The following is a 21,122-nucleotide window of genomic DNA, read 5'->3' on the forward strand; positions in this document are numbered from 1 at the left end:
ACCGTTCCACACTTTTCCTGGGATCGCTCTAGGCGCCGTCGGAACTAACTAGCCGCCGGCTTGTTGAAGGTCCAGTTCCACTGGCGGATTTCGACACTTTCGAACAGCCCGGCCTTGGCATAGGGGTCGGCAGCCGACAGCGCCTGCGCACCGGCGAGATCGGGCGCTTCGACGACGACGAGGCTGCCATTGGGCTTGCCCTCGGCGTCGAGGAACGGGCCGGCAAAGGCCAGTTTGTTGTCGGCGTTCAGGCCTTCGAGAAAGGCGACGTGGACCGGCCGCGTGTCGACCCGCACCTGCAGGCTGCCGGGCTTGTCCTTGCAAATCAACGCAAACAGCATGTTAAACTCCGGTTTGTTAGGGGATCAGAGGTCGGTTTCGGTCTTCAGCGGCCGGGTCATCAATGCCGTGACAGCCTGCCGAATGGTGATCGTGCCGTCCAGTATCGCCGACACCGCAGCGATGATCGGCGCGTCGATGTCGCGCTCGGTGGCGATGCGGGCGGCGATCGCCGCCGTCGGCACGCCTTCGGCGAGCGGCAGTCCCGCCAAGGGCTTGCCTTGCCCCAGCGCCAGCCCATAGGCGAAATTGCGCGACTGGGCCGAAGAGCAGGTGAGCAAAAGGTCGCCGAGGCCGGAAAGCCCCATCAGCGTCTCCGGCTTGGCGCCGAAGGATGCGCCGATGCGGCGCAGTTCGACGAAGCCGCGTGTCACCATGGCGGCCTGCGCGCTGGCGCCGAGCCCAGCGCCGGTGACGGCGCCAGCGGCAATGGCGAACACATTCTTCAAAGCACCGCCGATCTCGACGCCGATCAAATCGTCGCTGGAATAGCAGCGCAGATTCTGCGCCGAAAAGCGCGAGGCAAGCTCGGCCGCCAAGGCGTCGTCGCGTGCAGCAACCACGACAGCGGTCGGCAGACCCCTGGCGACGTCGGCGGCAAAGCTGGGACCGGACAGGGCCGAAACCGGAGTTTCGGGCAGAATCTCCTCAACGATCGCCGACAGCAGCGCGCCGGTGTCGCGCTCAATGCCTTTGGCGCAGAGAACCAGCGGGATGCCTTTCGGCATATGGGGCTTTGCCGTCGTCAGCATGGCGCGCAGCGCCTGCGCCGGCGCCACGGCCAGCGCGCAATCGGCATCGGTCAGGGCCGTGCCGATATCGCTCGTCGCCGCAATGCCTGTTTCAATGGCGATGCCGGGGAGATAACGCGAGTTCTCGCCGCGGCGGATCGCGGAAACCGTCTCTTCGTCGCGGGCGTAGAGCCGGACATCGTGACCGGCGCGCAGCATCGCCAGCGCCAGCGCCGTGCCCCAGGCGCCGCCGCCGAGCACGGCGACGCGCCAGCCGGTTCTGTCCCTGCCGCTTGTGTTGCCGGCGCTCATGCTTTTGCTCCGCGCCGGCCGGAGCCGACCATCGGGGCCGAAATGCTGTCCAGCGGCCAGCGCGAACGCGGCACGAAATCGAAGCCGTTCTCTTGCGACAGGCCTGCCCGCAACCGCTCGATCCCGGCCCAGGCGATCATCGCCGCATTGTCGGTGCAAAGCTTCAGCGGCGGCGCGACAAAGGCGAAGCCGGCCTCGGCGCACTGCTTCTGCAGCGTCGCCTTGATCGCTCTGTTGGCGGCGACGCCACCGGCAACGACCAGCGCCGGCTCGGCCTTGTCCGGAAATTCGTCGCGGAAGCGGGCCAGCGCGCGGGCCACGCGGTCGCCAAGTGCGTCGGCTACCGCCGCCTGGAACGAGGCGCAGATGTCGGCGACATCCTGCTCGCTTAGCGGCTGGATGGCGGTCGCCGCCTGGCGCACGGCGGTCTTGAGGCCGGAGAAGGAGAAATCGGGCTGCGCCGAGCCCCTCATCGGCCGCGGAAAGGCAAAGCGCGTCGCATCGCCCGACATTGCCGCCTTTTCGACGTTCGGGCCGCCGGGATAGGGCAGGCCGAGCATTTTGGCCGTCTTGTCGAAAGCTTCGCCGAGCGCGTCGTCGATGGTCGTCGCCCAGCGCTGGTAGTCGCCGACGCCGCGCACGGCGACGATCTGGGTGTGGCCGCCGGAAACCAGCAGCAGCAAATAGGGAAAGTCGAGCCCGTCGGTCAGCCTTGCGGTCAATGCGTGGCCTTCGAGATGGTTGATGGCGATCAGCGGCTTGCCGGCGGCCGCTGCAATCGCCTTGGCCGTCATCAGGCCGACGATCAGTCCGCCGACCAGGCCGGGGCCCGTAGTGGCGGCAATGGCGTCGATGTCGGCCAGGGCTACGCCCGAATCCGCAAGAGCGGCCTCGACAATGCCGTCCAGCGCCTCGACATGGGCACGCGCGGCGATCTCCGGCACGACGCCGCCGAAGGCGGCGTGCTCCTCGATCTGGCTGAGCACGATGTTGGACGCAATCACCGGCACGGAATCGCCGTCCAGCGTCACCACGCTGGCGGCGGTCTCGTCGCAACTCGTCTCAATGCCCAGAACGCGGATCAATTCGTCGCTGTCTCCAGAGATTGTGTCGCCGGACTTTCCTAGTTAGTAGAGGCGGGCCTCGTTAGAGAGCGCCGGAAACGCAAAGCCAGCCGGGGGTTATCACGGACCGCGCGCCATGCAAACTTTGAAAATAGGAACACGCGGCAGCCCGCTGGCGCTCGCCCAGGCGCATGAGACGCAGGCGCGGCTGATGGAAGCGCATGGCATGCCGGCGGAAGCCTTCGAGGTCGTCGTCATTTCGACCAGCGGCGACCGCATCCAGGACCGGCCGCTGTCGGAAGCCGGCGGCAAGGGGCTGTTCACCAAGGAAATCGAAGAGGCGCTGCTGGCCGGCACGATCGATATCGCCGTGCATTCCTCCAAGGACATGCCGACAGTGCTGCCGGTCGGGCTGGAGCTGTCCGCCTTCCTGCCGCGCGAGGATGCGCGGGACGCCTTCATCGGCAAGGCGGTGAAGCGCATTGTTGATTTGCCGCAAGGCGCCAAGGTCGGGTCGTCTTCGCTCAGGCGCCAGGCGCTGATCCGGCGCATGCGGCCGGACCTAGACGTGGTCATGTTCCGCGGCAATGTGCAGACCAGGCTGCGCAAGCTGGAGGAAGGCGTCGCCGAAGGCACGATCCTCGCTTATGCCGGGCTGAAGCGGCTCGGGCTCGGCCATGTCGTCACCGATCTGATGCCGCTCGATGCTTTTCCGCCGGCGCCGGGACAAGGCGCAATCGGCATCGAAACCCGCATCGGCGACAGCGAGGTCGAAAAGATGCTGGTGGCCATCCATGATGTGCCGACAGGCCAGGCGCTGGCCTGTGAGCGCGCCTTCCTGGCGGCGCTCGATGGCTCCTGCCGCACGCCGATCGCCGGCTATGCGACGATATCGGGCGGCAGGCTGGTTTTCGCCGGGCTGATCATTTCGCCCGATGGCACGCAATCGCATGAGGTCAAGGCCGAAGGCTTGGCGCTGGATGCCGCTGACATCGGCACGGACGCGGCCAGGATGGTGCGGGTCAAAGCGGGCGAAACCTTCTTCGACGGCTGGGTCTGATATGCGTGTCCTGGTGACGCGGCCGCAACCTGGGGCGTCGCGAACCATGCGGCGGCTGCAGGAATTGGGATTTGAGCCGCTCCTTCTGCCGCTGACCGAAACGGTGACACTGCGGGTTGGCGCCGATGCTGCGAGCGACAATGCCGTGGCCGTCGCTGTGACCAGCGCAAATGCGGTGCGGCATGCGCCGAAAGAACTCATTCGTGCGCTCGCCGCCTTGCCTTGCCATGCCGTCGGACGCAGGACGGCTGAAGCGGCACGTTCGACAGGGTTCTTGTCGGTCAGTGAAGGGGCGGGCGACGCCGAGCGGCTGGCCGAGGCGATTGCTGCCGGCCTTTCCGGCAAGGCGGTCGTCTATCTCACAGGGCGCGTGCGGTTTCCGGCATTCGAGGCGCGGCTGCGAAAGGCCGGCGTCGAGGTCCGCACCGTCGAAACCTACGACACGATTTCGCTCGATTATTCCGATGCTGAAATCCGTACACGCCTGTCCGATCAGGCGGTCGACGCGGTGCTGCTCTATTCAGCCAAGGCGGCGGCAGCGTTGCAGGCCTTGGCCAGCCGGGCGGAACTGCGCGATCTCTTTGAAAACATGCAGGCTTTTGCGCTCTCCGAGCGCGTGGCAGCGGCGTTTGACAATGCCGCCGGCAAAAAAATACGCATTGCGCGGGAACCGCAGGAGGAGGCGCTGCTTGAGCTGTTGCACCGCGGCGACTGAGCGCCGTGTCATCACGCCGCCCCTTTTCACCTGATGATGATGTGCTAGACCATTTTTCAAACCATCACGCGCCGTCGGGCGCCCAGACGAAGCAGGATTGCGGAGCCCAGGCATGGTCAAGACGCCGAAGATGCGACATTCGAAAAGCCACCGCGAGCCGGTGACCATCGAACTCGAACCCGGCGCTGTCTCGCGCATTGCCGATGCGGATGCCGCCAAGACGGATGTCGCCAACTCGGACGACGTCGAGGCCCCGGCAGGGTCGGTTGCGGCTGAGGATGCCGCCGCCATGGCCAATGCGCAGCCGGAGACGCCTGACGAGCCCGTTCATGCCGATCAGGCCGATCTCGAGCCGTGGGAGCACTCCGATGCCGCGGCGCAGGCCGCTCCCGAAAGCGCCGATGCGAAGGCGTCCACCCAGGCGGAGCAGCCTTACCCCACCGCTTCGGATGCGCCACCGCGCGCCAGAACCTCCGACTACAGTTTCGAGGATGCCTCGCCCAAGCCGGGTGCACCCAAGGAAACCCCAAGGACAGCCGGGAACCAGCCCATGGCCGCGCAACCGAAGCGCACGAACGGCATTGCCGCCGGCATCATCGGCGGTGTCATCGCGCTGGCTGCCGCCGGGGGGCTGCAGTTTGCCGGCGTGCTTGGCGCTCCGGGCTCAGGGGCGGGCACGGTCTCGCTCGACGGCGTCAATGGCGAGATCGCTTCGCTGAAGCGCGAAATCGCCGACCTCAGGGAAGCCAGCGGCAATGGCGCCGCAACGGCCAAGGTCGACGGGCTGTCTTCGGCGCTGGATCAGGTCAAGGCCGATGTCGCATCGCTGAAATCGGCGGTCGAAAGGGGCGGCGCCGGCGACAATGCCGGGCTTGCCTCGCTTGGCGACAAGGTCAAGCAGATCGAGACCGCGGTTGCCGCCCTTGGCCAGACCGGTGGTGCAGCGCCCGTCGATCTCGCGCCGCTCAATGAAAGACTGGCGGGCCTCGACGCACTGGTGAAATCGGCCGGTGAGGCAGCCAAGACGCAGGAAGGCAAGATCGCCGCGCTGGAGCAGTCGGTGACGCAGCTCGCCGGCAAGGTCGATGCGCAGGCCTCGCAGCCAAAGATCGCGATGGCCATCGCCGCTTCGGCCTTGAAGGCGGCGCTTGACCGCGGCGCGCCGTTCGCCGCCGAGTTGGAGACCTTCGCGGCGATCTCGCCCGATGCACCGCAGATTGCAGCGCTGCGCCCCTACGCTGAAAAGGGCGTCCCGACCCGCACCGAGATCGCCGGCGAGGCCGACGCCGCGGCCAGTGCGATGGTCGCGGCGGCAACGCCGGTCGATGAAAATGCCGGCTTCTTCCAGAACCTTTTGTCGAGCGCCGAATCGCTGGTCAAGGTCCGGCCGATCGGCGCCGTCGAAGGCGCCGGCGCGCCGGAAACCGTGGCGCGCATCGAAGTGGCGGTCAATCAGGGCGACTACGCCAAGGCGCTCAGCGAATACGCAACGCTGCCGGATGCGGTCAAGGCTGCCGGCGCCTACTTTGCCGGCAAACTGAAGGCGCGCATCGACGTCGAGACGCAGGTCGACGCGCTGATTGCAGGTGCGATGAAGGCATGAGGACGACACGATGATCCGCATTCTCATCTTTCTCGCCGCCGTCTTCGCGCTCGGCCTCGGCTTTGCCTGGCTGGCCGATCGTCCCGGCGAGATGGTCGTCACCTTCAACGGTTACCAATACCAGGTCAGCCTGATGGTGGCGGCGGTGGCGATCGTTGCCGTCGTCGCAGCGGTGATGATCGTCTGGTGGCTGATCAAGTCGCTGTGGAACAGCCCGTACACGATCTCGCGCTATTTCCGCGTCCGCCGCCGCGACCGTGGCTATCAGGCGCTGTCGACCGGCATGATCGCAGCCGGCGCCGGCGATGGCGCGCTGGCCCGCAAGAAGTCCAAGGAAGCCGCCAAACTGATCCGCTCCGACCAGGAGCCGCTGATCCAGCTGCTCGAAGCGCAAGCCTCGCTGCTCGAAGGCGACCATGAGGGCGCGCGCGAAAAATTCGAGGCGATGCTCGACGATCCCGAAATGCGGCTGCTTGGCCTGCGCGGGCTCTATCTCGAAGCCGAGCGGCTCGGCGACCGCAACGCGGCGCGTCACTATGCCGGGCGCGCCGCTTCCGTCGCGCCGCAACTGGCTTGGGCCGCCGAATCGACGCTGGAGGATCTGACCGGGCGCGGCGACTGGGACGGCGCGCTGAAGCTGGTGGAGGCGCAGAAGTCGACCAGGCAGATCGAACGCGACGCCGCCAATCGCCGCCGCGCTGTGCTGTTGACCGCCAAGGCGCAGGCGCTGACCGATAGCGACCCCAATGCAGCCAAGACAGCGGCACTCGAGGCCAACAAGCTCGCGCCCGATTTCGCACCGGCCGCGGTTGCAGCCGCCAATCTTCTGTTCAAACAGAACGATGTGCGCAAAGGCTCGAAGATCCTTGAGGCAGCCTGGAAGGCGGAGCCGCATCCCGAGATCGCCGAGCTCTACACCCATGCAAGGCCGGGAGATGCCGTGGTCGATCGTCTCAACCGGGCGAAGAAGCTGCAGGAGCTGAAGCGCAACAATGCCGAATCGTCGATGACGGTGGCGCGCGCCGCGCTCGATGCGCAGGATTTTTCCACCGCCCGCCGCGAGGCGGAAGCGGCGATCCGCATGGATCGCCGGGAAGGCGCTTACCTGCTGCTGGCCGATATCGAGGAGGCAGAGACCGGGGACCAGGGCAAGATCAGGCAATTGCTGTCCAAGGCGGTCAGGGCGCCGCGCGATCCGGCCTGGGTCGCCGACGGCGTCGTCTCCGAACGCTGGGCGCCGGTATCGCCGGTCAGCGGCAAGCTCGACGCTTTCGCCTGGCGCGCACCGATGGAGCGGCTGGGCCAGCTCATCGACAGCCATGAAGACGAAGCCGATGTGCCGGTGCTTGCGGCACCCGCCAAGCCGGCAAAGGAAGCCGAAGTGATCGATCATCCCGCCGTTGCCAAGACGATCAGCGAGGCGCCGACCGAGCCGAAGCCCGCTGTGGGCGATGACCAGGTCACGCCGGTCACCGCCGCCGCTTTCGCCGCAATACCAAACGACGCCGAACCCGTCGAACCTGCCGAGGAACTGGCGCGGCTGCCCGACGACCCCGGCGTCGACCCCGATGACGAAGCGGAGAAGTCACCGCGCCGCTTCCGCCTGTTTTGATCCCTGAAGCATGATCCCAAAAAGTGGATACCGGTTTTTGGAAAAGATCATGCTCCCATAATGTGAAGTGAGCACCATGTTCGAACGCGTCCTGGCCTTTCTGAAAGACCTGCCCTCCGGGGCTGGGGCTCGCGCCAATGCGGACGATCCGCGCGTTGCGGCGTCGGCTTTGCTCTATCATGTGATGAATGCCGACGGCGTGCGCCAGGATGTCGAGTGGGAGCGGTTCAAGCAGGTGCTGGCGCAGAGCTATTCGATCAGCGGCGACGAGCTCGATGCACTGGCTGCCGCCGGCGAGCGCGCCGACAATGAGGCGATCGACCTCTATGCCTTCACCAGCGTCTTGAAGCGCCATCTCGACGCCGAGGCGCGCAAGGCTTTCATCGGCCTGATGTGGGAAATCGTCTATGCCGACGGCGAACTGCATGAACTGGAGGACAACACCGTCTGGCGCGTTGCCGAACTGATCGGCGTCGAGCGCCAGGATCGCGTCGAGGCGCGCCGCAAGGCGGCGGCCGCCGCGCCCGACGCCAGCGGAACGTCGAGCGACGAATAGGATTCCGCCTTTCCATGCCGCCCAGACCGAGCTCGAAACCAAAAGTCCTGATCGTGCTGCATCAGGAGACTTCGAGCCCCGGCCGGGTTGGCCACATGCTGCTCGAGGAAGGTTTCGACCTCGACATCCGCCGGCCGCCTCTCGGCGACAGCCTGCCGGAGACGCTGGAGGGACACGCCGGCGCCGTGGTGTTCGGCGGGCCGATGAGCGCCAATGACGAAGATGAGTTCGTCCGCCGCGAGACCAACTGGCTCAATGTTCCGCTAAAGGAGAACCGGCCCTTCCTCGGCATCTGCCTTGGCGCGCAGATGCTGGCCAATCATCTCGGCGGCAAGGTCGAGGGGCATGGCGAGGGGCTGGTCGAGATCGGCTGGTATCCGCTGAAGCCGACCGAAGCCGGCAAGAAGCTGCTGCCTTGGCCCGACATGGTCTACCAGTTTCACCGCGAAGGCTTTTCGCTGCCCAGGGATGCGACGCTGCTGGCGACGGCGGAAACCTACCCCAACCAGGCTTTTCGCTATGGCGACAATGCCTGGGGCATCCAGTTCCATGGCGAACTGACCCGGTTGATGATGCAGCGCTGGGTGGTGCGCGGCGCGCACCGTTTCGAATTGCCCGGCGCGCAGCCCGGCCGCGACCATCTCGGCGGCCGGCTGATCTGGGATATGCACCTCAAGCGCTGGCTGAGCGAATTTTTGAGCCTGATCTTCGGCAAGCCTACTGAGGGATAGAGCAAGATCCAACTACTCTGAACGGCCGAGCTTGCCCAAAGACGACTTACCTCTGGGAGGCGTGTACGATGGATCCGGGACCTTAGCCCGTTCCCGCAGATTTGGATTGCGCCCCAAACACTCCGATGGATCGAAAAACTCCGTGGCGCATTTAAGCTTCGGCTAATAACGGCCCCAGGAGAGAACCAATGAAGAAGACGCTGCTCATTTTGAGCCTACTCATTCCGCTCGCGGCATGCTCCCGCACCGAACAAGGCGCTGCCGTCGGTGGTTTGGGTGGCGCAGCTGTAGGCGCAGCAGTGGCCGGCGACCCGGTAAAAGGGGCGGTTGTTGGCGGGGCGGTCGGAGCGCTGGCCGGGGCGGTCATCGGGCACGCCAGCGAAGCCGGCCAGTGCAGATATCGCGGTCGGAACGGTCGAGTTTACGTTGCTCAGTGCCCGGACGGCTACTGATCTCAAAGACGCGTGATCTCTTTCGATCACGCGTCTTTTCGGGTAGGATAACTGAATGGCATATAACAGCAAAAGACTGCGGGCTTTCTGGTTCGCCGTTGTCAGCGCTGTCGCGATAAACGCCGAACTTTCGACCGCGGCCTTGGCCGCACCTGTAGAAGCGAAGACGATTGCCGATCACTTCTCATCGGTAAAGTCCATGTCCGGGGACTTTGTCCAGTCGGGCCCAAGAGCGGAAAGGACCAAAGGGAAATTTTTCCTCCAGCGGCCGGGCAAGATCCGGTTCAACTATGCAGGCCAATCAGGGGTCAGCGTAATTGCAGATGGAAAATCCTTGGTGGTCTATAACAAGAAGCTCAAGACATCGCGGCTTTATGCTCTCTCGAAGACGCCGCTCAAGCTGCTCCTCGACAATCAGGTCAACTTTTCCGGCAATCGCCTCAAAAGTATCAAGGACGATGGCGCCCAGGTGATCATCAGGCTGGCCGACAAGTCGGCCTTCGGCAATTCGAATATCACTATGGTGTTTGACAGGGAATCGCTCGATCTACGCAGATGGACCCTGACTGACGAGAGGGGCCTTACCTCGACAGTCACCATATCCAACGTGAAGCAGGGCGTTCGCGCTCCTGCGGGCACCTTCACTATCGACTATGCCGCAAACCGTGAATTCAACACCAAAACGAAATAGTCGGCAGCGCCACGAACTGCCCGTGTAACACTACTCGGCGGCCGTCTCCGACGGCACCTCTGCCGGTGCCGAAGGCTCGGCCTCGGCATGCGGCTTGCGCCGTGAAAACAGCGACCTTAGCGTGACGTAGAACACCGGCGTCAGGAACAGGCCGACGAAGGTGACGCCGAGCATGCCGGAGAACACCGCGGTGCCGAGCGACTGGCGCATTTCCGCGCCCGGGCCCGTCGCGATCATCAGCGGCACGACGCCGAGGATGAACGAGAAGGCGGTCATCAGGATCGGCCGCAGCCTGAGCCGGCAGGCTTCGACGGCAGCCTCGGCGGCCGACAGGCCGCGTTCCTGCGCCTGCCGCGCGAATTCGACGATGAGGATCGCGTTCTTGGCGGCAAGTCCGATCAGCACGATGAGGCCGATCTGCACGAGGATGTTGTTGTCCAGCCCTCGGAACGACACGCCGAGCAACGCCGCGAGCACGCCGAGCGGCACCACCAGCACGATGGCGAACGGCAGCACCCAGCTTTCATATTGCGCCGCCAGCGCCAGGAACACGAACAGCACCGACAGTCCGAAGATATAGACAGCGGCATTGCCGGTGTTGCGCTCCTGATAGGCGAGTTCGGTCCATTCGTAGGAGGTACCGGCCGGCAACGTCTGTGCCGTGATTGCTTCCATCTTGGCAAGCGCATCGCCGGTGGAAACACCGGGGCGCGGCGTTGCCCTGCAGCGGCACGGAGACGTACATGTTGTAGCGCTGGACCAGCGCCGGGCCGGTGACGTCGCGGATCTCGATCAACGTGCCCAGCGGAACCAGCGCGCCGGTCGCCGAGCGCACCTTCAGTTTCAAGATGTCGGCGCGATCGAGGCGGAACGCCTGGTCGGCCTGCGCGCGCACCTGGTAGACGCGCCCGAAAGCGTTGAAGTCGTTGACGTAGGCGGTGCCCAGATTGATCGACAGCGTCTCGAAGATGTTGGGGATCGGCACGTTCAGGATGCGCGCCTTGTCGCGATCGATCGCCAGGAAGAATTGCGGGCTGGACGCGGAGAAGGTGGTGAACACGCCGGTCAGCCCCGCCGTCTTGTTGGCCTTGCCGGCAATTTCATAGGCAAGCGCCAGGATCTGCCGCATGTCGGCGCTGTTGCGCTCCTGGATCTGCAGCTTGAAGCCGCCGGCATTGCCGACGCCGCGGATCGGCGGCGGCGGCAGTGCGATAATGAAGGCTTCCTTGATGCTTTGCAGGCTGCCGAACAAATTGCCGATGACCTGGGTCGCGGACTGGCCGGCTTCCAGTCGCTCGTCAAACGGCTTGAACCTGGCGAAGATCACGCCCGCGTTGCTGGCATTGGTAAAGGTGGCACCGGAGAAGCCGGCGAAGGCGACCGCGTAGTCGACGCCCGGCGTTTTCTGGATGATCTGCGACGCCTGCTGGATGACGGCATCGGTCCGCGATAGCGAGGCGCCGTCCGGCAACTGGACGACGACGATCGCATAGCCCTGGTCGAGCGACGGAATGAAACCGCGCGGCACCGTCTGAACCATATAGACCGTGGCGTAGATGAGGGCCGCGAAAACGGCCAGCGTGGCGGCGATCGCTATCCGCGAGCCGACCAACACGCGCACGATGCTCGAATACCAATGGGCGACCTTGTCGAAGCCGCGATTGAAGCCGTCGGCGAGCGCCCGTCCAAACCGCGCCAGGAAAAAGCGCGGCGGCGCCGCAGCAGTGTGGTGCGGCTTGAACAGCAGCGCGGCCAAGGCCGGCGAGAGCGTCAGCGAATTGAATGCCGAGATCGCCGTCGACACCGCGATGGTGATCGCAAACTGCAGGTAGAACTGCCCGGAAATGCCGGGAATGAAGGCTGTCGGCACGAACACCGCTATCAGCACCAGCGAGATCGCGATGACCGCCGTTCCGACTTCGTCCATGGTCAGATGCGACGCCGGATTGGGCGCCAGCCCGCTGGCAATATTTCGCTCGACGTTCTCGACCACGACGATCGCATCGTCGACGACGATGCCGATGGCCAGCACGAGGCCGAACAGCGTCAGCATGTTGAGGGAGAAGCCGGCGGCGTAAAGCACCGCCAGCGTGCCGATCAGCGACACGGGGATCGCCACGATCGGCACGATCGCCATGCGCCACGATTGCAGGAAGACGATGATGACGATGATGACCAGAACCATCGCCTCGAGGATCGTCTTGTAGACCTCCTGGATCGACTCGGCGACGAACTCGGTCGGATTGTAGACGATGTCGTAGCTCAATCCCTTCGGGAAGTCCTGGGAAAGCTCCTTCATCTTGTCCTGGATCTCCGCGGCTGCGGCGAGCGCATTGGTGCCTGGCCGCTGGAAGATGGCGAGCGCCACCGCCGGTTTGCCGTTGAGATAAGAGTTGGTGACGTAATCCTTGGCGCCGAGCTCGATGCGCGCCACGTCCTGCAGCTGGATCAGGCGGCCGTCTTCGGCCGATTTGACGATCACGTATCGGAAGTCGCGTGCGTCGTTGAAGCGGCCTTGCGTGGTGACCGTGTACTGGAACGCCGTGCCGGTATTGGTCGGCGGCGCGCCGATCGAGCCGCCCGACACCTGGACGTTCTGGTCGCGCAGCGCCTGCACCACATCGCCCGAGGTCATCCCCAGGGCGGACAGTTTTTCCGGATCGAGCCAGATGCGCAGCGAATATTCGCGTTCGCCGAAGATGATGAGGTCGCCGACGCCGTCCAACCTGAGCAGTATGTCGCGCACCCGCGAGCGGGCGTAGTTCGAGACGTAGAGCTGGTCGTAGGTATTGTCGGGCGACAGCATGTGCACGACCATCATCAGGTCGGGCGAGCTCTTGATGGTGGTGATGCCGAGGCGGCGGACTTCTTCGGGCAGGCGCGGCTCGGCGACCGACACGCGGTTCTGCACCAGCACCTGCGCCTGGTCGAGATCGGTGCCCAGCTTGAAGGTGATGGTCAGCGCCATCGCTCCGTCGCCCGACGAATAGGACGACATGTAAAGCATGCCCTCGACGCCGTTGATCTCCTGCTCGATCGGCGTTGCCACCGTCGCTGCGACCGTCTCGGCGTCGGCGCCCGGGTACTGGGCGCGAACGACGATGGTCGGCGGCGCGATCTCGGGATATTGCGCGATCGGCAGCTGGGTATAGGCAATCCCGCCGAGGATCAGCAGGACGATCGAAACGACCGATGCGAAGATCGGACGGTCGACGAAGAAATGGGCGAACCTCATTGCTGCAACCCGGCGGTGTCGACCTTGGGCGGCAACGTCACCATCTCGACTTTCACCTTGGTGCCGGGCCTGGCGTGCATCAGCCCATTGACGATGATCGTCTCGTCGCCGGTCAGGCCCGCGCGGATCACCCGGTAGCCGTCGAGAAGCGGGCCGGTGCGCACGGGCTTCGCCGACACCATCCCAGCCTCATCCACCAGGTACACGATGCGGCGATCCTGATCGGCGCCGACCGCCTCGTCGGGCACTAGGACGCCGCTATGCGGCAGCGACCCCGGCACGTTGATGCGCCCGAACATGCCTGGCTGGAGAACGCCGTCGGCGTTGGCAAACCTTGCACGCACCCGCATGGTGCCGGTCGCGTTGTCGATCCGGTTCTCGGCAAAATCGAGCTTGCCCTTGAATACCGCCTCCGCGCGGTCGGCGACGCGAACCACCACCTCGAGCCCGCCGGCGCCTTCCTGCATGCTGCCGCCGCGCTCCTTCGCGTCGCGGGCGTAGCTGAAATACAGGCGCTCATCGACGTCGAAATAGAAGTCGATCGGATCGCGCGTGACGATGGTCGTCAGCAAGGTGGAATCCGGCTGCACGAGGTTGCCGACCGACACCAGCCGGCGGTCGATGCGGCCGGACAAGGGCGCCTTGATCTCGGTGAACTCCAGGTTCAGGTTGGCCGTCGTCAGCGCAGCCGTCGCGCCTTGCATCTGCGCCTGCGCCGAAAGGTATTCCCGCCGGCGGTCGTCGACCGTCGCGGCCGAGATATTGCCGGTCTTGGCGAGTTCATCGGCGCGATCCAGCTGCATTTTGGAGAATTCGAGCAGGGACTTGGCGACGTCTACTTGCGACTTGGCGGCATCGTAGGCCGCCTGGTACGGACGCTGGTCGATGGTGAAGAGCAGGTCGCCCTTGTTGACCAGTGCGCCGTCCTGGAAGCTGATCTTGTCCAGATAGCCGCTGACGCGCGAACGGATGGCGACCTCGTCGACGGCTTCGAAGCGCCCGACGAACTCGTCGTCTTCGACGATTTCACGCACCACCGGCTTGGCCGCCGTCACCACCGGCAGCTGCTGGTCCTGCGCAAACGCGTTGCTGCTGAAAGCCATACCGAGCAGGAATGCCACTGGGACGGCGGAGCGGGCCAGCCAGCCGACCGATCGGCTGGGTCGCCCGCTTGCGTCGCGATGCGATTGCCGATTCCCTGAAGTGTCCATTTGCGTCCCCGCTAGCTGGACCCGGAGGTCGGGTGGTTCTCTTCTATATTTAAGGTTTCTCGTCGAGACCAGAGCACTGCAGTATTGTGCATGGCAACATAATCATTTTCCATATGGACTAAAATGTCCACCCTGTGGCTGCCCCGCCATCTGGCTAGTTCGCCCAGAACCGGCCCATCCGCTTCCGGCCCATCTCAGCCGTCATCGGCGCAAGCTGATTTGGACCGAGCGCCGGATCCTGCGGCTTACTCGATCAGTTGCGGCTGTTGAGATGCCGCACCCTTCGCAGTTGCGGAAACAGCACCGCCCACAGTCCGGCGACGGCAATCGCACCGACGCCGCCGATCACCACCGCCGGCACGGTGCCGATCAGCGCCGCCATGGTGCCGGCGCGGAACTCGCCGACTTCGTTGGAGGCGCCGACGAAGACCTGGTTGACGGCGTTGACGCGGCCGCGCACCTCGTCGGGTGTCCACAGCTGGATCAGCGTCTCCCGGATATAGACGCTGAACATGTCGGTGGCGCCGAGGCCGGCAAGGGCCAGGATCGACAGCCAGGTGATGGTCGAGACGCCGAACAGCACGGTGAAGGCGCCGAACCCGGCGACGAAGCCGAGCATGATCTTGCCGGCACTGTCGCGCAGCGGATGCCCGGCAAGCCAGACCGCGACACAGATGGCGCCGATGCCGGGCGCCGAGCGCAGCAGGCCGAGGCCCCACGGGCCGAGTTCCAGAATATCGCGGGCATAGACCGGCAGCAGCGCCGAGGCACCGGACAGAAGCACGGCGAAGAGGTCGAGCGAGATGGCGCCCAGGACGATCTTCTCGCTCCAGATGTATCGGAAGCCGGCAAACAGCGTCTCCATCGTCGGCTTGTCGGTGGCGCTCTGCTGGGCCGGTTTCGGAATGGTGAAGATCAGCAGACCGGCCACCAGCATCAGCACGGAGGCAACGGCGTAAGCGGCTTCGGCCGAGACGCCATAGAGCAGGCCGCCGGCGACCGGGCCGACAATGGTCGCCGTTTGCCAGGCGGACGAGTTCCAGGCGATCGCATTGCCGAAATCTTCCGGCGGAACAAGGTTGGCGAACAGCGACGACGAGGCCGGCCCATAAAAAGCGCGCGCCAGGCCGAACATAGCCAGCACGATGAAGATCGGCAGCGGGCTGACGAGACCGCGCAGCGTGAAGTACAACAGGACAAGCGCACAACCTGCCTCGACTACCGTCGCCAGCGCCATGATCAGGCGGCGGCCGAAACGGTCGGCGACAACGCCGGTGACCAGCACCAGCAGCAGCGACGGCAGGAACTGGACGATGCCGACAATGCCGAGATCGAAGGGATCGCGCGTCAGATCATAGATCTGCCAGCCGACGGCGACGGACACGATCATGGTGGCGAAGGTGGTCAGGAAACGCGCCGCCCAATAGCTCAGGAAGGAGCGATGGCGGAAGGCGGCGTAACGCCGGTCAGGCGGTGTATGGGAATGGGATGTCATGGATACAGGCCCCGTTGCTTGCATTGGCCGGCGGGGCACTTCCCGGAAATGGGCGCTGTTCCGGCCAATGAAACTTATCAAAGTTCGGGGCGCGTATGCGTGAAAATCGGGCCTGGATCAAGCGGTTTTCCAGCCGCTCGCCCGATTGCACGCGGACGTTACTGCCTCAGCGCGGCGGTGATGGCGTCGAGGCCGCCCTGTAATTCCGCCTCTTTCGGCCAGCCGAAACCGACGCGGAAGAAGCGCTTGGGCATATCAAACCAGTGGCCGGGACCGACATAGGTGCCGTGGCCTTCCAGCAGATTGACGTAGAAACGGTCGAGGTCGAAGTCTGGACTGACAACGAGCCTTGGAAATCCAACGACGCCGCCTTGTGGCCGCACCCAGTCGACCAGCGGCTCGCGGTCAATCCAGGCTTGCACGATGTCGCGGCGTTTCGCCATCTCGGGCAGCAGCGCGGCCAAGAAAGCGTCGCGGCGCTCCAGCATGCCGCGCGCAATTCCTTCGTCGATCACGCTGCCGCAAATGCCGATCTGCTCCTTGGCGGCGAGGAAGCGCTCCTGCAGTTCAGCATCGCTGGTGATCAGCCAGCCAATGCGGATGCCGGGAATGCCGAAGGCTTTCGACAGCGACGAGACACTGATCGCCTTGGGGCTGAGAGAAGCCGCCGCCGGCAGGCGCTGTCCATAGGAGAGGTCGCGATAGGTCTCGTCGACCAGCAGATGGCAGCCGCTCGCTTCGGCCAGCGCAATCAGCGCGTCGAGATCGGCCCGGCCCATCATCGTGCCGGTCGGGTTGTGCGGGCAGGTGACGCTGATCAGCTTGGTGTTCGGTTGCATGCTGGCGGCGACGCGGCCGAAATCGATGGCAAAGCCTGCGTCGAAATCGAGATCGACATAGGAGATGGCGCAGCCGATCGCCTTGGGGGTCTCGATGTTGGTGGCGTAGTTCGGCCGGACGACGACAAGATGGTCGCGCTCCGACAGAAGCGAGGTCGAAATGATGAAGAGCGCGCCCGCCGCACCGGCGGTCACCAGAACATCGTCAGCGGAGATGCCTTTGTCTTGCGCCGCGATCAGCGCCCGCAACTCCTTGTCGCCGCGATGCTCGCCGTAGAACAGCGTGAGATCCGGCAGCGACAGGCCGACGTCGGAGAGTTTCTGATCGGCGATCGAGCTTTCGGAGAGATTGAACCGAATGCGATCGTAGCCGTATTCCTCCGGCGCCTCTTTCTCGATCACCATTCTGGCGTAGTTCATGGCTGCTCCCCCAAAGTCCTGACACTCAGAGGTACAAGCACAAAAGCACGAAGCCTGCCAAGGCTCATTGCCGGCAGGCTTCTGTTTCAGCCGTCCAAACGATTGGCTCAGGGCCGAGGCGCTGATCCCACTCAGGCCGGAACTTTGGCCTTCCGACCCTTGGCTTTCGCCGGCGCGGCCACTGCAACCTTGCGGCCGAGGCCGATCGACTTGGCCAGCTCGGAGCGCGACGCCGCGTAGTTGGGGGCAACCATCGGATAGTCGGCCGGCAGGCCCCATTTGGTACGATAGGCTTCCGGCGTCAGGTTGAAATGGACGCCGAGATGGCGCTTCAGCGATTTGAATTTTTTGCCGTCCTCGAGGCAGATGATGTAGTCCGGCGTCACCGACCGCTTGGGATTGACGGCCGGGATCTGCGGCGCCGCCACTGGGGCCGGCGGCTGGCTGAGCCCTCCGATCGACGCCGCAACGCTGGCGATGAGATCGCTCAGGCCGGCAACGGGCAAGCGGTTCTTCTCGACGTAAGCGGACACGATATGGGCGGTAAGCTCGAGCAGGTCGATGTCCTTGTCAGAGTCGTTGCTGTCGTCGGCCAATTTATCTCTCCGTCGCTAGGGGGGTGGCGGAAACTCCCAGAGCGGTCCCAGCGGAGCCGGAAATCCGCTCTAGTCATTTGTCTTGCCGCATATGTGCGGTTGCGCCAGATGATTCCATCCGGTGCCACCGATCTAATCGCCAAATCTGCGTAACGCAATGACTTCGTATCGCGCCACACGTCATTTTGAACAACTATACTGAATTTTAATACTATCAGACGATCAGCACCTTGTCGCGCCATAGTCGAAAACCGCCCTCGAAAGCACGCGTATTGTCGCCGCGCCTGGATGTGGCGGGCAATTCATCCAGTCTGTCGACATTGCCGCCGCCGATGACGACATAATCGGGCTGCAGCGCCGCACGCAGCCGCCCGACGACGTCGAAAACGTATTTGCGCCATTTTTTCTTGCCGTATTTCTCCAGGCCGCGCTCGCCGACATAATCTTCGAAACTGCCGCCCTTGCGGTACGGCAGATGCGCCAGTTCCATCGGCTGGCCGACATTGTTGAGGATCATCGCCGCGCCCAGGCCGGTGCCGAGGCCGAGGAACAGCATGCGCCCGCCATCGTAGCTGCCGATCGCCTGCAGCAGCGCGTCGTTGACGACCTTGACCGGCTTGCCGAAGGCGGCGGCAAAATCGTAGCCGTCCCAGCCCTTGCCGAGATTGGCGGGATCGAGCGAAGGCCTGTTGTGCTTGACCGGGCCGGGATAGCCCATCGAGATCACGTCATAGGCCAGCCCTTCGGCCAGCGTCTTCACCGTGGCGACCATCTGCTGCGGTGTCAGGTCCGGTCCGGAATCGGCTCGGCGCATCTCGCCGCCTGCGCTGGTGAGGATTTTCACATGCGAGCCGCCGACATCGATCGTCAGCACGATCGGTTCGGCCTTGGCCTTCGCGGGCCTGGCTGCCTTGGCCATGTCGTTTCCTCCGCTCACTTGGCGCATTCCCCCGTTTCAGGGAACGGGGGAATGCTCCAACTCTTTGTTTTTACGCAATTCCGGACGGAAAAACCGCTCGCACCCTTCCTGAATTGCTCAACTCGGATTGATCCAGCCGTTGGGCGGCCCGAAGCTGGCCATGGCGTCGGCCGGCCCCCAGGTCTTCGGCTCATACATATGCGGCGGCGTGGTGTCGCCGAGCACCGGGCCGACAATGCGCCAGGCAAGCTCGCTGGCATCCTGGCGGGTGAACAATTGGCCATTGCCGTTCATGGCATCGCCGATCAGCCGCTCATAGGGCGGCATGTCGCCCTTCGAATCGTCGAGCGCGGTGAGCTCGACCTGCTCGCCGACCATGTCGTCGCCGGGTGCCTTGCGTTGCGCGCCGATCGAGATCGCCACCTGCGGGTCGATGCGGAAGCGCACGTAATTGGCGTCGCTGGGCTTGATCGGATCGAAGACGTCCAGCGGCGGCCGCTTCAGCCGCACGATCACTTCGGTCACATGCACCGGCATGTTCTTGCCGGTGCGGATGAAGAAGGGCACGTCCTGCCAGCGCCAGGTGTCGACCATGAAGCGCACCGCGGCAAAGGTTTCGACCGGCGAGTTCGGCTTCACGCCGGGTTCAGCGAGATAGCCTGTGAACTGGCCGCGCACGACGTCGTCCTTGGTCAGCGTGCGGATGGCGCGCAGCACCTGCACCTTCTCGTCGATCAGATCGTCGGCCGAGCGGCCGACCGGCGGTTCCATGGCGAGCAGCAAAAGGATGTTGAGCAGATGGTTCTCGATCACATCGCGGATAGCGCCGACATCGTCATAGAATTTGCCACGGCCTTCGACGCCGAAGTCCTCGGCCATGGTGATCTGTACGCTTTCGACGAAGTTGCGGTTCCAGATCGGCTCGAGAAAGGAATTGGCAAAGCGGAAATAGAGCAGGTTCTGGATCGCCTCCTTGCCGAGATAGTGGTCGATGCGTAAGATCGACTGCTCTTCGAACACCAGATGCAGCACGCGGTTCAGCCAGCGCGCCGATTGGAGATCGTGGCCGAACGGCTTTTCCACCATCAGCCGCGCGCCATGCGCGGTACCGGATTGCTCCAGCCCCTGGACGACGGTCTCGAACATGGTCGGCGGCACCGCCATATAGTGCAGAGGCCGCTGCGCCGAGCCGAGCGCCGTCTTCAGCTTCTCGAAGGTCGCGCCGTCGCGGTAGTCGCCGCTGACATAGCGCAGCAGACTGGCGAATTTGGCGAAGATCTTTTCGTCGATCTTGCCGAGAGCGTTGACGATGCCGTCGCGGGCCCTCGCCTGCAATTGGTTGATGTCCCAGGCATCGAAGGCGACGCCGATCACCGGCTCGGTCAGCGTCCCCTTGGCTACCATCTGGTAGAGGGCCGGAAATATCTTCTTGTGGGCAAGGTCGCCGGTTGCTCCGAAGAGCACCAGCGTGTCGGACCGTTCCGGGCTCATCTTGCGAGTCTCCCCTGCGGCCTTCACTTGCCGGCCTTCGGCTTTTCGACATGGCCGCCAAAGGCATAGCGCATGGCCGACAGCAGCTTGTCGGCGAATTCGGATTCGCCCTGCGAGGAGAAGCGGTCGAACAAAGCCGAGGACAGAACCGGCGCCGGCACGCCGGTGTCGATCGCCGCCTTCAGCGTCCAGCGGCCTTCACCGGAATCGGAGACGCGGCCGCCGAACTGGGCCAATGCCGGGTCGCTCTTCAGAGCGCCGGCGGTGAGGTCGAGCAGCCAGGAGCCGATCACACTGCCATGGCGCCAGACCTCGGCCACCTGCGGCAGGTCGATGTCGAACTGATAGTATTGCGGGTTTTCCAAAGGGCTGGTCTCGGCGTCGGCAGTGCGCTGTCTTTTGCCGGCATTGGCCGATTTCAGGATGTTCATGCCTTCGGCGTAGGCGGCCATGACACCATATTCGATGCCGTTGTGGATCATCTTGACGAAATGGCCGGCGCCGCTCGGTCCGCAATGCAGGTAGCCAAAGGGTGCGGTCCCGCCCGCCTTGTCGGGCGTGGCGCCGGCATCGGCGCCGGGCGCCAGCGTGGCGAAGATCGGATCGAGGTGTTTGACCGCCGTATCGGGGCCGCCGATCATCAGGCAGTAGCCGCGCTCCAAGCCCCAAACGCCGCCGCTGGTGCCGACATCGACATAGTGCAGGCCCTTGGCCGCGAGTTCGGCCGCCTGGTCGACCGCGTCGTGATAATAGGAATTGCCGCCGTCGATGATGATGTCGCCGGGTTCCATCAGCGCCGCCACCTGGTCGGCGATCTTGCCGGTGATCGCCGCTGGCAGCATCAGCCAGGCGCTGCGCGGCTTGGAAAGCTTGCCGACGAACTCCTCCATCGATGCGGCGCCGATGGCGCCATCGGCAACCAGGCCGGCAACGCTTGCCGGGTTGATGTCGTAGACGACGCATTCATGGCCGTCGCGCATCAGGCGGCGCACCATGTTGGCGCCCATCCTGCCTAGTCCCATCATTCCGATCTGCATGGTCTTGTCCTAG

General features: G+C 64.4%; 18 protein-coding genes and 1 pseudogene. 8 read left to right on the forward strand and 11 right to left on the reverse strand.

Translation table 11 applies throughout. The features are described from left to right. Nucleotides 1-44: 44 nt before the first annotated feature. Genes NKL06_RS17900 through tsaD form a run of 3 tightly spaced genes read right to left on the reverse strand, consistent with a single transcriptional unit; the run spans nt 45 to nt 2,464 of the window. Entirely contained in the window at nt 45-341 is a 297-nt protein-coding gene (locus NKL06_RS17900; protein ID WP_023670486.1) for a YciI-like protein, read from the reverse strand. Nucleotides 342-365: 24 nt separating this feature from the next. Then, complete coding sequence (locus NKL06_RS17905; protein ID WP_023694476.1) at nt 366-1,382, reverse strand: NAD(P)H-dependent glycerol-3-phosphate dehydrogenase; 1,017 nt, start codon at nt 1,380-1,382, stop codon at nt 366-368. Next, complete coding sequence (gene tsaD, locus NKL06_RS17910) at nt 1,379-2,464, reverse strand: tRNA (adenosine(37)-N6)-threonylcarbamoyltransferase complex transferase subunit TsaD (protein WP_196814104.1); 1,086 nt, start codon at nt 2,462-2,464, stop codon at nt 1,379-1,381. The genes NKL06_RS17905 and tsaD overlap by 4 nt, the downstream gene beginning before the upstream one ends. Nucleotides 2,465-2,582: 118 nt before the next feature. Here tsaD and hemC point away from each other — a divergent pair, with 118 nt between their 5' ends. The 8 genes from hemC to NKL06_RS17950 all read left to right on the forward strand — a co-directional run bounded on the left by hemC (nt 2,583) and on the right by NKL06_RS17950 (nt 9,866). Further along, on the forward strand, nt 2,583-3,506 hold the full coding sequence (hemC, locus tag NKL06_RS17915; RefSeq protein ID WP_023694474.1) for a hydroxymethylbilane synthase: 924 nt from the start codon (nt 2,583-2,585) through the stop codon (nt 3,504-3,506). Between the two features lies 1 nt (nt 3,507). Further along, nucleotides 3,508-4,221 carry a uroporphyrinogen-III synthase gene (locus NKL06_RS17920; RefSeq protein ID WP_023687736.1) on the forward strand — a complete coding sequence of 238 codons (714 nt, stop codon included), beginning with the start codon at nt 3,508-3,510 and terminating at the stop codon, nt 4,219-4,221. A gap of 112 nt (nt 4,222-4,333) precedes the next feature. Further along, a complete protein-coding gene (locus NKL06_RS17925) occupies nt 4,334-5,824 on the forward strand; it encodes a COG4223 family protein (RefSeq protein WP_023694473.1) in 1,491 nt (496 codons plus the stop codon). A gap of 10 nt (nt 5,825-5,834) precedes the next feature. Continuing rightward, nucleotides 5,835-7,436 (forward strand): heme biosynthesis protein HemY, encoded by a 1,602-nt coding sequence (locus NKL06_RS17930; RefSeq protein WP_023694472.1) that lies wholly within the window; start codon nt 5,835-5,837, stop codon nt 7,434-7,436. A gap of 76 nt (nt 7,437-7,512) precedes the next feature. Continuing rightward, a complete protein-coding gene (locus NKL06_RS17935) occupies nt 7,513-7,992 on the forward strand; it encodes a tellurite resistance TerB family protein (RefSeq protein ID WP_023687738.1) in 480 nt (159 codons plus the stop codon). Between the two features lie 14 nt (nt 7,993-8,006). Beyond that, nucleotides 8,007-8,723 (forward strand): glutamine amidotransferase, encoded by a 717-nt coding sequence (locus NKL06_RS17940; RefSeq protein WP_023752685.1) that lies wholly within the window; start codon nt 8,007-8,009, stop codon nt 8,721-8,723. Between the two features lie 188 nt (nt 8,724-8,911). Beyond that, nucleotides 8,912-9,175, forward strand: a complete 264-nt coding sequence (locus tag NKL06_RS17945; protein WP_023670477.1) for a YMGG-like glycine zipper-containing protein — start codon at nt 8,912-8,914, stop codon at nt 9,173-9,175. A 55-nt stretch (nt 9,176-9,230) separates the two neighbouring features. Beyond that, complete coding sequence (locus tag NKL06_RS17950) at nt 9,231-9,866, forward strand: LolA family protein (protein WP_023687739.1); 636 nt, start codon at nt 9,231-9,233, stop codon at nt 9,864-9,866. Nucleotides 9,867-9,896: 30 nt separating this feature from the next. Here the strand turns inward: NKL06_RS17950 and NKL06_RS17955 are convergent. The 8 genes and pseudogenes from NKL06_RS17955 to gnd form a co-directional block, all read right to left on the reverse strand. Next, nucleotides 9,897-13,101: pseudogene (locus NKL06_RS17955) on the reverse strand (efflux RND transporter permease subunit). Then, nucleotides 13,098-14,204, reverse strand: coding sequence for an efflux RND transporter periplasmic adaptor subunit (locus NKL06_RS17960; RefSeq protein WP_023694469.1), 1,107 nt, complete (start codon nt 14,202-14,204; stop codon nt 13,098-13,100). The pseudogene NKL06_RS17955 and the gene NKL06_RS17960 overlap by 4 nt, the downstream one beginning before the upstream one ends. Before the next feature lie 361 nt (nt 14,205-14,565). Continuing rightward, nucleotides 14,566-15,807, reverse strand: coding sequence for an MFS transporter (locus tag NKL06_RS17965; protein WP_023670472.1), 1,242 nt, complete (start codon nt 15,805-15,807; stop codon nt 14,566-14,568). Nucleotides 15,808-15,965: 158 nt separating this feature from the next. Then, nucleotides 15,966-17,066 carry a pyridoxal phosphate-dependent aminotransferase gene (locus tag NKL06_RS17970; RefSeq protein ID WP_023807697.1) on the reverse strand — a complete coding sequence of 367 codons (1,101 nt, stop codon included), beginning with the start codon at nt 17,064-17,066 and terminating at the stop codon, nt 15,966-15,968. A 131-nt stretch (nt 17,067-17,197) separates the two neighbouring features. Next, complete coding sequence (locus NKL06_RS17975; protein WP_023694466.1) at nt 17,198-17,662, reverse strand: Ros/MucR family transcriptional regulator; 465 nt, start codon at nt 17,660-17,662, stop codon at nt 17,198-17,200. 214 nt (nt 17,663-17,876) lie between these two features. Further along, nucleotides 17,877-18,581 carry an ROK family protein gene (locus NKL06_RS17980; RefSeq protein WP_031210734.1) on the reverse strand — a complete coding sequence of 235 codons (705 nt, stop codon included), beginning with the start codon at nt 18,579-18,581 and terminating at the stop codon, nt 17,877-17,879. Between the two features lie 117 nt (nt 18,582-18,698). Further along, nucleotides 18,699-20,072: a glucose-6-phosphate dehydrogenase gene (gene zwf, locus NKL06_RS17985; RefSeq protein WP_023807699.1), complete on the reverse strand. Its 1,374-nt coding sequence runs from the start codon at nt 20,070-20,072 to the stop codon at nt 18,699-18,701. 23 nt (nt 20,073-20,095) lie between these two features. Further along, nucleotides 20,096-21,109, reverse strand: a complete 1,014-nt coding sequence (gene gnd / locus NKL06_RS17990) for a phosphogluconate dehydrogenase (NAD(+)-dependent, decarboxylating) (protein WP_023694463.1) — start codon at nt 21,107-21,109, stop codon at nt 20,096-20,098. Nucleotides 21,110-21,122 lie beyond the last annotated feature (13 nt).

Origin of the sequence: Mesorhizobium sp. C268A, assembly GCF_040324475.1 — a bacterium.
Lineage (GTDB): Bacteria > Pseudomonadota > Alphaproteobacteria > Rhizobiales > Rhizobiaceae > Mesorhizobium.